This is a genomic window from Tahibacter caeni, assembly GCF_024609805.1.
GTDB classification, from domain to species: domain Bacteria; phylum Pseudomonadota; class Gammaproteobacteria; order Xanthomonadales; family Rhodanobacteraceae; genus Tahibacter; species Tahibacter caeni.
The window spans coordinates 1-12,103 of record NZ_JANFVR010000136.1; the positions used below are offsets into that span (position 1 = coordinate 1).

General features: G+C 68.7%; 11 protein-coding genes. 7 read left to right on the top strand and 4 right to left on the bottom strand.

Annotated features, from left to right (window positions below; translation table 11 throughout):
* From sucB to pilH, 6 genes are all read left to right on the top strand, one after another.
* A partial coding sequence (sucB, locus tag NON22_RS12950; protein ID WP_257387358.1) for a dihydrolipoyllysine-residue succinyltransferase occupies positions 1–773 on the top strand: 773 nt, incomplete at its 5' end.
* Between the two features lie 2 nt (positions 774–775).
* Positions 776–1,156 carry a hypothetical protein gene (locus NON22_RS12955; protein ID WP_257387359.1) on the top strand — a complete coding sequence of 127 codons (381 nt, stop codon included), beginning with the start codon at positions 776–778 and terminating at the stop codon, positions 1,154–1,156.
* 77 nt (positions 1,157–1,233) lie between these two features.
* On the top strand, positions 1,234–2,658 hold the full coding sequence (lpdA, locus tag NON22_RS12960; protein ID WP_257387360.1) for a dihydrolipoyl dehydrogenase: 1,425 nt from the start codon (positions 1,234–1,236) through the stop codon (positions 2,656–2,658).
* A gap of 205 nt (positions 2,659–2,863) precedes the next feature.
* Positions 2,864–3,733, top strand: a complete 870-nt coding sequence (locus NON22_RS12965; RefSeq protein ID WP_257387361.1) for a class I SAM-dependent methyltransferase — start codon at positions 2,864–2,866, stop codon at positions 3,731–3,733.
* 128 nt (positions 3,734–3,861) lie between these two features.
* Positions 3,862–4,860: a YhdH/YhfP family quinone oxidoreductase gene (locus NON22_RS12970; RefSeq protein WP_257387362.1), complete on the top strand. Its 999-nt coding sequence runs from the start codon at positions 3,862–3,864 to the stop codon at positions 4,858–4,860.
* 142 nt (positions 4,861–5,002) lie between these two features.
* Positions 5,003–5,368, top strand: coding sequence for a twitching motility response regulator PilH (pilH, locus tag NON22_RS12975; protein WP_257387363.1), 366 nt, complete (start codon positions 5,003–5,005; stop codon positions 5,366–5,368).
* A gap of 189 nt (positions 5,369–5,557) precedes the next feature.
* Here the strand turns inward: pilH and NON22_RS12980 are convergent, their stop codons facing one another.
* Both NON22_RS12980 and NON22_RS12985 read right to left on the bottom strand, forming a co-directional pair.
* Positions 5,558–6,412 carry a DnaJ C-terminal domain-containing protein gene (locus tag NON22_RS12980; RefSeq protein WP_257387364.1) on the bottom strand — a complete coding sequence of 285 codons (855 nt, stop codon included), beginning with the start codon at positions 6,410–6,412 and terminating at the stop codon, positions 5,558–5,560.
* A gap of 168 nt (positions 6,413–6,580) precedes the next feature.
* A complete protein-coding gene (locus tag NON22_RS12985) occupies positions 6,581–7,030 on the bottom strand; it encodes an Hsp20/alpha crystallin family protein (RefSeq protein ID WP_257387365.1) in 450 nt (149 codons plus the stop codon).
* 202 nt (positions 7,031–7,232) lie between these two features.
* Here NON22_RS12985 and NON22_RS12990 point away from each other — a divergent pair, with 202 nt between their 5' ends.
* A complete protein-coding gene (locus NON22_RS12990) occupies positions 7,233–7,715 on the top strand; it encodes a peroxiredoxin (RefSeq protein WP_257387366.1) in 483 nt (160 codons plus the stop codon).
* A gap of 81 nt (positions 7,716–7,796) precedes the next feature.
* Here NON22_RS12990 and gyrA read toward each other — a convergent pair whose 3' ends face one another.
* Together gyrA and NON22_RS13000 are read right to left on the bottom strand one after the other, a co-directional pair.
* Positions 7,797–10,430 carry a DNA gyrase subunit A gene (gene gyrA, locus NON22_RS12995; RefSeq protein WP_257387367.1) on the bottom strand — a complete coding sequence of 878 codons (2,634 nt, stop codon included), beginning with the start codon at positions 10,428–10,430 and terminating at the stop codon, positions 7,797–7,799.
* Positions 10,431–10,597: 167 nt separating this feature from the next.
* Positions 10,598–12,103: nSTAND1 domain-containing NTPase (locus NON22_RS13000; protein WP_257387368.1), on the bottom strand; the 1,506-nt coding region annotated here is incomplete at its 5' end.

A 12,103-nucleotide genomic window follows, 5' to 3' on the forward strand; every position in this document is an offset into this window, starting at 1 on the left:
GCGGCCAGACCGTGCCGGCCGCCGCTGCGCCGGCCGCCGCCGCGGCACCCGCCGCCAGGCCGACGCCGGGCGCGCGTCCGGAAGAGCGCGTGACGATGACGCGCATGCGCTCCAAGATCGCCGAGCGCCTGATGCAGTCGAAGAACTCCATCGCGATGCTGACCTCGTTCAACGAGATCAACCTCGGCAAGGTCATGGCCATGCGCAAGGAACTGGTCGAACAGTTCGAGAAGACGCACGGCATCAAGCTCGGCTTCATGAGCTTCTTCGTCAAGGCCGCCTGCGAGGCGCTCAAGCGCCATCCGATCATCAACGCCTCGGTCGACGGCAGCGACATCATCTATCACGGCTACCAGGACATCTCGGTCGCCGTCAGCACGGACAAGGGCCTCGTGACGCCGGTGCTGCGCGACGCGCAGAACATGAGCTTCGCCGACGTCGAGAAGCAGATCGCGAGCTACGCGAAGAAGGCGCGCGAAGGCGGCCTGACGCTCGACGACCTCGCCGGCGGCACGTTCACGATCACCAACGGCGGCACGTTCGGCTCGCTGTTCTCCACGCCGATCGTCAATCCGCCGCAGAGCGCGATCCTCGGCATGCACGCGATCAAGGACCGCGCGATCGTCGAGAACGGTCAGGTCGTCGCCGCGCCGATGATGTACGTCGCGCTGTCCTACGACCACCGCATCATCGACGGCAAGGACGCCGTGCTGTTCCTCGTCGACATCAAGAACCAGCTGGAAAACCCGGCCAAGATGCTGCTGGGCCTCTGAGCATGCGCTGGGCCCTGCTGCTTGCCCTGCTCGGCCTCGCCGGCGCCGCGACCGCGGCGCCCGGCGAGGCGGACCGCGCCCGCGTGGTCGAGATCCTCAAGCAGTTCGACACGCTGTCGACGATCGACATCGGCAACTGCGACTACGAGCACGCGGAATTCAGCAGCGCCTATCGCGAGCTGACCGAATCGCCGATCGCGCTCGCGATGCAGCGCGTGCTGGCCCATTACCAGCTCAAGTCCGAAGCACCCGCCGACGTCGACCACAATCCGAGCAAGGACAGCTGCCTGGCGACGCTGGAGAAGGCCAAGGCCTTGTTCGCCACGCACGGCGACTACCTGCAGAAGCTGGCCGCACAGTTGCCGCCGGCACCGGCCGACTGAAGCCGCGGCGCACGCCCCTTGTGCGCCGCCCCCTGCGCCGGCATCTGCCGAACCGAACATCTCCCCGGGAACCCAAGATGAGCGAACAATTTGACGTCGTAGTGATTGGCGCCGGCCCGGCCGGCTACGTGGCTGCGATCCGCGCCGCGCAGCTAGGCCTCAAGACCGCCTGCGTCGACGCCTTCATCGGCAAGGACGGCAAGCCGGCCCTCGGCGGCACCTGCCTCAACGTCGGCTGCATCCCGTCCAAGGCGCTGCTGGACTCGTCCAAGCAGTTCCACAACCTGACCCACAACTTCGCCGTGCACGGCATCGCCGCGGCGAACCCGACGATCGACGTCGGCACGATGGTCGGCCGCAAGGACAAGATCGTCAAACAGTTCACCGGCGGCATCACGATGCTGTTCAAGGCCAACAAAGTCACGCCGTTCGCAGGCTTCGCCACGCTCAAGCCCGGCCGCGTCGTGTCCATCAAGGGCCACGACGGCAGCGTCTCGGAGATCAGCGGCACCAACGTCGTCATCGCGACCGGCTCGGTGCCAATCGAGCTGCCGTTCGCGAAGTTCGACGGCAAGCACATCGTCGACAACGCCGGCGCGCTCGACTTCGACGCGACGCCCAGGCGCCTCGGCGTCATCGGCGCCGGCGTGATCGGCCTGGAGCTCGGCAGCGTCTGGAAGCGCCTCGGCGCCGAAGTGACCATCCTCGAAGCCCTGCCCGACTTCCTCGCCGCGGCCGACCAGGACATCGCCAAGGCCGCCGCGCGCGAATTCAAGAAGCAGGGCCTCGACATCCGCCTCGGCGCCAAGCTCGGCAAGGCCGAGGTCAAGGGTGGCGAAGTGCACCTGACCTACAGCGACGCCAAGGGCGAGCAGTCGCTCGTCGTCGACAAGCTGCTCGTCGCGGTCGGCCGCCGCGCCGCCACCGCCGGCGTGCTCGCCGAAGGCACCGGCGTGCAGTTCGACGAGCGCGGCCGCGTCCTCGTCGACGAGCACTGCCACACCGGCGTCGACGGCGTCTGGGCGATCGGCGACTGCGTGCGCGGTCCGATGCTCGCGCACAAGGGCTCCGAAGAGGGCATCGCCGTGGCCGAGCTCATCGCCGGCCGCGCCGGCCACGTCAATCTCGACACCGTGCCGTGGGTCATCTACACCGAGCCGGAGATCGCCTGGGTCGGCAAGACCGAGGAACAGCTCAAGGCCGAAGGCGTGCCGTACCGCACGGGTTCGTTCCCGTTCGCCGCGATCGGCCGCGCCGTCGCGATGAACGAGACCGCCGGCATGGTCAAGGTCATCGCCCATGCGGAGACCGACCGCCTGCTCGGCGTGCACATGGTCGGCGCCTGCGTTTCGGAAATGATCCACGAAGCCGTCGTCGCGATGGAGTTCAAGGGTTCGGCCGAGGACCTCGCGCGCATCTGCCACGCCCATCCGACGCTGTCGGAAGCCGTGCACGAAGCCGCGCTCGCGGTCGACAAGCGCGCGATCCACAAGGCGAACTGAGCCGCTGCCGGCGTTCGCGCCGGCGCGCGGTCCGCAACACACCGAACGCCGGGGCTTCCCGGCGTTCGGCGTTTTCGGCGACCGCGGCGCCGCGAGGAATGTCGGCGCCGCTGGCACGAGCGGCGGACTTGGCGAGCGCTGCGCGTCCTGCACCGCCGGCAGCCGCTTGCGTCACAATGACGGCCTGCCGCCGCCGAGCCTGCTCATGAGCGATACCCCGCCGATCCGCAACGTCTCCGACACCGCGCTCTGGGTTGCGATCTATCGCGCGACGGAAAGCGAACGGCCCGATGCGCTGTTCCACGATCCGTATGCGCGCCGTCTCGGCGGCGCGCGCGGCGAAGCCATCGTCAAGGCGATGCCGAACGGCCGCTCGATGGCCTGGCCGCTGGTCGTGCGCGTCGCGGTCATGGACGAGATCCTGCTGCGCTGCGTGGCCGCCGGCGCTGCGACCGTGCTCAATCTCGCCGCCGGCCTCGACGCACGCCCGTATCGCCTCGCGCTGCCCGCGACCTTGCGCTGGCTGCACGTCGACATGCCGGAGATGGTCGACTATTTCCGCGGGCAGATGGCGCAGGAAACGCCGCGCTGCCGCCTCGAATTCATCGCCGCCGACCTGCGCGACGCGCAGCGCCGCCGCGAGGTATTCGCACAGGCCGCGAGCGAAGGCCCGGTGCTCGTCATCACCGAGGGCCTGCTGATCTATCTGGAGGCCGACGACGTCGCCGCGCTCGCGCGCGACCTGCACGACACCGCGAACGCCCGCTGGTGGCTGACCGACCTGGCCTCGCCGGCGCTGCTGCGTTTCGTCGCGAACAACTGGGGTCGCGCCGTGCAACAGGGCAATGCGCCGTTCCGCTTCGGCCCGCGCGAAGGCACGGCGTTCTTCGCGCCGTACGGCTGGCGCGAAGCGGAATTCCGCTCGACCTGGGACGAAGCCTGGCGGCTGGACCGCAAGCCCGCCGCCGCGTGGCTGTGGCGCGTGCTGTCGTGGTTCCGGCCGCGGCGCAAGGTCGAGGCCGGCCGGCGCATGTCGTCGATCGTGCTGCTCGAATCCGCCGCGCCGTCGGCCTGAACCCGCACGCCGCGGCGCGGCGCGGCGGCGCAGGTTCCGCTCGTGGCGCGATTCGCCTCGCCGCGATTTGTACCGGCCGCGCGAGTCTCGCAAACTAGACGACTCGATTACCGCCGGGACCGTTTCGCATGTCCATCGCCGCCTCTTTCCGCGCCTTGCGCATCCACAACGACGCGCAGGGCTATCGCGCCGGACTCGAATCGCTGAGTCTCGACCAGCTGTCGCCGGGCGAAGTCGTCGTCAAGGTCGCCCACTCCAGCGTCAACTACAAGGACGCTCTGGCCGGCACGGGCAAGGGCAAGATCCTGCGCCAGTACCCGATGAACGGCGGCATCGACGTCGCCGGCTACGTGGTCGCCTCGACCGATTCGCGCTATCGCGAAGGCGACGCGGTGCTGTGCACCGGTTCGGGGCTCAGCGAGACGCGCGACGGCGGCTATTCCGAATACGCGCGTCTGCCGGCACAGTGGACCATACCGCTGCCGTCCGGGCTGACCCTGCGCGAGAGCATGATCCTCGGCACGGCCGGCTTCACCGCTGCGCTGTCGCTGTATCGCATGGAACAGAACGAGCAGCGTCCGGACCAGGGCCCGGTCGTCGTGACCGGCGCGAGCGGCGGCGTCGGATCGCTCGCGATCGCGATCCTCGCCAAGGCCGGCTACGAGCCGCACGCGATCACCGGCAAGGTCGAGCAGTTCGACTGGCTGATCGGCCTCGGCGCACGCCAGTGCATCGCGCGCAAGGACCTGCACTGGGGCCAGCGTCCGCTGGAGACCAGCCGCTGGGCCGGCGCGATCGACAGCGTCGGCAGCGAGATGCTCGCCGGCCTCACGCGCGTGATCCATCCGTACGGCAACATCGCGAGCTGCGGCCTGGCCGCCGGCCACGACCTCGCCACGACGGTCATGCCCTTCATCATCCGCGGCGTGAGCCTGCTCGGCATCGCCTCGGCCGGCACGGCGCGGGCGACGCGCGAACGCGTCTGGGAGCGCCTGGCCGGCGACTGGAAGCCCGACACGCTGGAGACGATCTGTACGCGCGAAGTCGCCCTGGACGAGCTGCCGACCGTGTTCGACGGCATGCTGGCCGGTGGCTCGCTCGGCCGAACTCTGGTAAACATCGGCTGACGTCCGCCCCCTGGCCAGACCAGCCCGCCACGGCGGCGACGTATCCGACAAGAACGCGGCCGGGCGCTTGCTGTTGCCAAGCCATCGCCCGCCGGTAGAATGATCCGGCCGCATCGCGGCCTACAGGGGTGACAGAGCAACCATGGCGCGAATTCTGATCGTCGACGATTCCCAGTCGCAGCTGCTGGGCCTCAAGCGCATCGTCGAGAAAATGGGCCACGAGATCATCACGGCCGAAGACGGCGCCGCCGGAGTCGAAGTCGCCAAGCGCGAAATTCCCGACCTGATCCTCATGGACGTGGTCATGCCGAACTTGAACGGCTTCCAGGCCACGCGCACGATCTCGCGCGAAGCCAAGACCAGTCACATTCCGATCATCCTCGTGACGACCAAGGATCAGGAAACCGACAAGGTCTGGGGCATGCGCCAGGGCGCCAAGGCCTACGTGACCAAGCCGATCAACGAGGCCGAGCTGACGAAGGTCATCAACGAGCTGCTGCCGAAGTAACGCGCAAGCGGCGAACGGTATGAAAGCGAAGGGAGCCTTGCGGCTCCCTTCGTCGTTTCCGCGCCCGCGAACCCGGCACCGTTGCAGTTCGATGACCGGAATGCGCGTCGACGGCCGCTCGCGCCGATGCATCGAGGTGCCGCGGCACGGGCCCGCCGACCTCGTGTGCCGGCGCGGCCGCCCGCTAACTCAGCCGCCGAACGCCTCGCGCAGACGCGCATAGGCTTCGCGCTGCGCGTCGTTGTGCGCGGCCGGCGCGCGCACGTCGAGCACGACGTACTGATCGCCGGCGTCGGTGCCGGGCATGCCGCGGCCCTTGAGGCGCATCTTGCGGCCCGAATCGGAACCGGCCGGGATCTTCAGATCGACTTCGCCGGCCAGGGTCGGCACCTTCACCGTTGCGCCGAGCGCGGCGTCCCAGGGCGCGATCGCGAGCTTGACCGTGACGTCGCGGCCGTCGAGCTGGAAGCGCGGATGCGGCCGCAGCTGGATCTCCAGCAGCACGTCGCCGGCCGGCGCGCCGTTGCGGCCCGGATAGCCCTTGCCGCGCAGGCGTATGGTCTGGCCCGGCAGGATGCCCGGCGGAATCGTGACGTCGAGCTTCTCGCCATTGAGCTCCAACCGCTGCGTGCCGCCGGTGAACGCGGTCTCGAGATCGATGGCCGCATGCGCGCGCAGATCCTGGCCGCGGCGCGGCCCGGTGTTGGCGCGCGCGCCGGTGCGGCCGAACAGCGATTCGAAGAAATCGCTGAACCCTTCCCCGCCGTTGCCGCCGCCTCCGAAACCACCGAAGTCCGGCGGCGGCTGGAACTCGTCGCCGGGCTTGTAGCCGCGGGCGCGCAGCGCGTCGTACTCGCGGCGCTTCTCCGGATCCTTGAGCGCCTCGTAGGCCTCGTTGACGGCCTTGAACTTGTCTTCGGCGCCGGCTTCCTTGCTGACGTCGGGGTGGTATTTGCGCGCGAGCTTGCGGAACGCGCTCTTGAGCTCCGCGTCGCTCGCGTCGGGCTTCACGCCCAAGGTCTCGTAGTAATCCTTGAACTGCATGCGGTCTACCTGACGGTTTCGGTCGGCCGGGGCGATGCGTCAGCCACGGCGAGCCGTGCAACAGTAATCGCCCGGCCGCCAAACGAACAAGCCCGCGGCGGATCGCTCCGCCACGGGCACTGGATTGCGGAGCCGGACTCCGACGGGTTCAGAGACGGGCTTTTTCGATCAGTTCGCCGAGATGTTGATGCGGCGCGGCGAGCTTTCCGGGCGCTTCGGAATCGAGATTTCCAGCACGCCGAGCTTGCCGGTCGCGGTGATGCCGTCCGCATCGGCGCTGTCGGGCAGCGCGAACCGGCGGTAGAACGTGCCCTGGGCGCGCTCGCTGCGGCTCAGCTTGCCGCTCTGCTCGCCGTTGTCGCTCTTGCGCTCGCCCTTGATCGACAAAATCCCTTTGTCCATCTGGATCTCGATCGCGGCCGGATCCACGCCGGGCACGTCGGCCAGGATCACGAAACGCTTGTCTTCCTCGCGGATGTCGACGCGCGGCGTCCACTGGCTCGTGACGACGTTGGACTGGTCGGTTTCTTCCGGATTGAACAGGCGCTCGAAGGCCTGCTTGATCTCGTCCTGGAAGCCCGACGGCACGTTCCAACGGTAGTTGCGCGGAAAACTCATGACTGCCTCCTCGAATGGGTGCGGCGCGGCGATCGCGCCATGGCCCGGTAGATAGGTGCCGCCGAATCGCTTTCAAGGGAATCGGTGCGGCGGTCGGGAGCGCGGCGGCCGCGGCAGGTTGCCGCAGCGCCGGGCGCGGCTGGCGCCGCCGGCCGGACGGGCTATGATCGGCGTCCTTTCCGCCACCCATCGAGGTATCGCCATGACCATCGAAGTCGGCGCCCGCATTCCGTCGATCACGCTCAATGTGCTCAAGGACGGCGTGCAGGCCATCACCACCGACGAGATCTTCTCGGGCCGCAAGGTCGTGCTGTTCTCGGTGCCCGGCGCGTTCACGCCGACCTGCTCGGCCAAGCACCTGCCCGGCTATGTGGAAAATCTTGAAAAGTTCCAGAGTCACGGAATCGACGTGGCCTGCATGGCGGTCAACGACGCCTACGTCATGAAGGCCTGGTCCAGGGACCAGCACGTGCCCGAGTCGCTGATCATGCTCGCCGACGGCAACGCGAACCTCGCGCGCGCTCTCGGCCTGGAAATGGACGCGACGGCGTTCGGCATGGGCCTGCGCTCCAAGCGTTTCGCGCTGTACGCCGAGGACGGCACGGTCAAGGCGCTGAACGTCGAGGCGCCCGGCGAGTTCAAGGTGTCCAGCGCCCAGGCCATGCTCACGACGCTCGGCGTCTGAAGCGCGCGGCCGCATTGCGCCGAAACGAAAAAACCCGCGGGCGAGCCGCGGGTTTTTTTTTCATCGCACGGACCGCGGCGCTCAGTCCGCCGACGGTTCGCCGTCCGGCGCGGCCGGCGCGGCGGCATCGGCCGGCGCATCGGCGAAAGCCGGTTCGTCGGACTCGCCGCCGTCTTCCTCGCCGCCGAGCTGCGCGAGACCGACCACGCTGGTCAGCGCTTCGCTCTCGGGCAGGCGGATCAGGGTGACGCCCTGGGTGTTGCGGCCGACGCGGGCGATCTCCGCGGCGCGCGTGCGCACGAGCGTGCCCTGGTTGGACACGAGCATGAGTTCGTGCGCGTCGTCGAGCTGCACGGCCGCGACGAGCGCGCCGTTGCGGTCCGAGCACTGGATCGCGATGACGCCCTGCGTGCCGCGGCCCTTGCGCGGGTATTCCGTGAGCGGCGTGCGCTTGCCGTAGCCGCGTTCGGTCGCGGTCAGGATGTCGCCCTCGCCTTCCGCGGCGATCAGCGAGACCACCTCGGCGCCGTCGGTCAGCTTCATGCCGCGCACGCCGTGGGCGACGCGGCCCATCGGCCGCACCTCGTCCTCGGCGAAGCGCACGGCTTTGCCGTTGGACGCGAACATCAGCACGTCGCGCGTGCCGTCGGTCAGCGCGACGCCGACGAGGCCGTCGCCCTCGTCGAGATCGATCGCGCGGATGCCGTTGGCGCGCGGGCGCGAGTAGTCGGCCAGCGAGGTCTTCTTGACCGTGCCCTGGCGCGTCGCGAAGAACACGTAGCGGTCCTCGGGGAATTCGCGCACCGACTGCACGGCCTGGATCTTCTCCTCGGGCTCCAGCGGCAGCAGGTTGACGATGGGCTTGCCGCGCGAATTCGGGCCGGCGTCGGGAATCTGGTAGACCTTCTGCCAGAACACGCGGCCGGCGCTCGTGAACGTCAGCAGGGTGTCGTGCGTGTTGACGATCCAGACCTGCGCGACGAAGTCCTCTTCCTTGACCGCGGTCGCCGAGCGGCCTTTGCCGCCGCGCTTCTGCGCGCGGTAGGTGCTGATCGGCTGGCGCTTGACGTAGCCCGTGTGCGACAGGGTCACGACGACGTCCTCGGGCTCGATCAGGTCGAGCACGTCGAGGTCTTCCTGGCTGTGCTGGATCACCGTGCGGCGCGCATCGCCGTAGGCTTCCTTGACTTCGACGAGCTCGCCGCGGATCAGCGCGAGCAGCACGGCCGGGTCGGACAGGATCTCGATCAGGCCGGCGATGGCCTTGAGCAGCTGCTTGTATTCGTCGGTCAGCTTGTCCTGTTCCAGGCCGGTCAGGCGGTTCAGGCGCATCTCGAGGATTTCCTTGGCCTGGATCTCCGACAGCTGATAGCCGTGCTCGCGCAGGCCGGCGTTCGCGTCGAGGTCCTCCGGACGCGAGGCGTCGGCGCCGGCCGCGTCGAGCAGGGCGCGCACGAGGCCCGGCTCCCAGCGCTTGGCCAGCATGCGTTCCTTGGCGACCTGCGGCGACTCGGACGTCCGGATCAGCTCGATCATCTCGTCGATGTTCGCGAGCGCGACGGTCAGGCCTTCGAGGATGTGCGCGCGCGCGCGCGCCTTGCGCAGTTCGAAGATCGTGCGCCGCGTGACGACTTCGCGGCGATGGCGGATGAAGGCCTCGAGGATTTCCTTGAGGCTCAGCAGGCGCGGCTGGCCGTCGACGAGCGCGACCATGTTGATGCCGAAGGTCACCTGCAGCTGGGTCTGCTGGAACAAGTTGTTCAGCAGCACGTCGGCCATCGTGTCCTTGCGCACCTCGATGACGATGCGCATGCCGTCCTTGTCGGACTCGTCGCGCAGGCCGTCGGGCGCAATGCCCTCGATCTTCTTTTCCTTGTGCAGCTCGGCGATCTTCTCGATCAGCCGCGCCTTGTTGACCTGATACGGCAACTCCGAAACGACTATCGTCTCGCGGCCGTTGGCCTCGGTCTCGATCTCGGTCTTGGCGCGCACGAGGATGCGGCCGCGGCCGGTCTTGTAGGCCTCGACGATGCCCGAGGCGCCGTTGATGATGCCGGCGGTCGGGAAGTCCGGACCGGTCACGTGGCGCATCAGATCGTCGATGCCGAGCTCGGGATCGTCGATCAGCGCGATCGTCGCGTCGATGACTTCGCTGATGTTGTGCGGCGGGATGTTCGTCGCCATGCCGACGGCGATGCCGGCGGAGCCGTTGATCAGCAGGTTCGGCACGCGCGTGGGCAGTACCGTGGGCTCGAATTCCTTCTCGTCGTAGTTCGGCTGGAAATCGACGGTTTCCTTGTCGATGTCCGCGGTCAGCTCGGAAGCGAGGCGGTCCAGCCGGCATTCGGTGTAGCGCATCGCCGCGGCGGCGTCGCCGTCGATGGAGCCGAAGTTGCCCTGGCCGTCGATCAGCGGATAGCGCAGCGAGAAGTCCTGCGCCATGCGCACGAGCGTGTCGTAGATCGACGCGTCGCCGTGCGGATGGTATTTACCCATCACGTCGCCGACGATGCGCGCGCACTTGACGTACGGCCGGTTCCAGAAGTTGTTGACCTCGTACATGCCGTAGAGCACGCGCCGGTGCACCGGTTTGAGGCCGTCGCGGACGTCCGGCAGGGCGCGGCCGACGATCACGCTCATCGCGTAATCGAGATAGCTCTGCCGCATCTCGTCTTCGATATTGACGCGTATGACTTCTTTGGCTAGTTCCGCCATCGGGATTCCAGGGTTCTGACGCTTGCTGCCATGCGGCCCGTCTTGCCGGACGGGCGCCGAAAATAACGCGCAAGTCTACCACAGAACGCATGATCCATGGTTTCGGAAGCCCTTGTTTCTGAGCGTTTTTTGCTGCGCGCGACGGAAATGCTGCGGGCGCGGACGACTCAGCCGAGCCGGCGCAGCTCTTCCTCCAGCAGCACCGGGATCTCGGCGGCCTCGAACTGGCGCGCGAACAGTGGCACGGCGAACGCGAAACGCTCGCCGTGCTTGTCCAGCACATAGGCCAGCTGCAGCCGCGCGAGCGAGCGGCGCAGGTTCTCGATGTCGAGCGCGGCCCAGGGCCGCAGCAGCGCGACGAGATCGGCCAGGCTGGTCCATCCCTGGGCCGCGACGCGGTAGACGACGACCCGGTCGAGGCGCGAAGCGGCATCGTCGTGGCTGAGCCGGCCCCAGCCCGCGAGCGCATCGAGCACAGCCTGCGAGGCCAGCGCGCGCTCGACGTCGCCGGCTTCGACCGCTGCGGCGCCCTGCTCCAGCGATTCCAGGCATTCCTGGCACAGGATCGCGATCAGGTTCGCGCGCCGGCCGCTCTGCGCGACGACGCGGTCGATCAGCGCCGGATCGGCGAAACGCAGATTGAGCACGGCCAGCGGCACGCTCGCGAGTTCGCGGCAGGCTTCGGGCTCGAGCCCGCCGACCTTGATGACTTCGCCGAAATTGCGCAGCGGCGACTGGTAGTCCAGCGCCGCGGCCGCGTAAAGATCCCAGAAGCCCGCGAGCAGGAAATGACAGCGCCCCTCCTCCGACAGCGCGCGCATCGCGGCGAGTTCGGCATAGTCGCGCGCGGCGTCGGCGCGGAAGAACGGATCGGCCTCGTCGATCAGCAGCAGCAGGCGCTTGCCGCCGTGCTGGCGGCGCAGCTCCGCGACGATGGTTTCGAGGTCGCTGTCCAGCGGCAGCCCGCTCTGCGCGGCCAGCCGCGGCAGCAGGCGATGATCGCGCAGCACGACGTAGACGCAGGCCAGCTGCGGGTGTTCGCGCAGGCGCCGCTCGATCGCCTTCATGAGGCTGGTCTTGCCGAGCTGGCGCCCGCCGATCAGCAGGTAGTTCGACGGCTCGCGCTGCACCACGCGCGCGAGCAGGCTCTCGCGACCGAAGAACGAGGAGGCGCGCGCGATGCCGCCGCGGGTCTGGTACGGCGAGATCCGGCTCAGGCGCAGCTGCCGCGCCATCGCGCGCAGCAGCACCGGCAGCGCCTCGCGTTCGACCAGCCAGGCGGTCTGCATTTCCTCGCCGAGGCAGACGAACAGGTTCGCGCGATCGGCGCAGAGCGCGCGCAGCGGCGCCTCGGCCGCCGCATTCGGCGCGAACACGAGCAGCACATCCAGGCCGGTCTGCACCTGGCGCAGATGGCGCACGAGCTGGGCGCCGTCAGCCGCGTCGGGCGGCAGCCAGACCAGGCAGCGCTCCAGCGACACCGGCATCTCGGCGGAAAACGTCCACTCGTATACCGCGCCGGGCAGAGTCCAGCCGGCGCTGGCGGCACTGCGCGCGGCCACGCGCAGCGCGAGCAGCCGCGCACGCTGGTCCGGCGCCAGGCGCGAATAGCCCAGCGCCTCGTTCCAGTCCGCCGCGGCGACGCCGGCCGCGGCCAACGTCGCGTCGCGCCG

What these genes read in the sequence shown, in the direction of transcription:
- NON22_RS12965 (WP_257387361.1), top strand. Translation starts at nt 2,864, where the DNA reads ATGAGCGATACCCCGCCGATCCGCAACGTCTCCGACACCGCGCTCTGG.
- NON22_RS12985 (WP_257387365.1), bottom strand. Translation starts at nt 7,030, where the DNA reads ATGAGTTTTCCGCGCAACTACCGTTGGAACGTGCCGTCGGGCTTCCAG.
- pilH (WP_257387363.1), top strand. Translation starts at nt 5,003, where the DNA reads ATGGCGCGAATTCTGATCGTCGACGATTCCCAGTCGCAGCTGCTGGGC.
- NON22_RS12980 (WP_257387364.1), bottom strand. Translation starts at nt 6,412, where the DNA reads ATGCAGTTCAAGGATTACTACGAGACCTTGGGCGTGAAGCCCGACGCG.
- gyrA (WP_257387367.1), bottom strand. Translation starts at nt 10,430, where the DNA reads ATGGCGGAACTAGCCAAAGAAGTCATACGCGTCAATATCGAAGACGAG.
- NON22_RS12955 (WP_257387359.1), top strand. Translation starts at nt 776, where the DNA reads ATGCGCTGGGCCCTGCTGCTTGCCCTGCTCGGCCTCGCCGGCGCCGCG.
- NON22_RS12970 (WP_257387362.1), top strand. Translation starts at nt 3,862, where the DNA reads ATGTCCATCGCCGCCTCTTTCCGCGCCTTGCGCATCCACAACGACGCG.
- lpdA (WP_257387360.1), top strand. Translation starts at nt 1,234, where the DNA reads ATGAGCGAACAATTTGACGTCGTAGTGATTGGCGCCGGCCCGGCCGGC.
- NON22_RS12990 (WP_257387366.1), top strand. Translation starts at nt 7,233, where the DNA reads ATGACCATCGAAGTCGGCGCCCGCATTCCGTCGATCACGCTCAATGTG.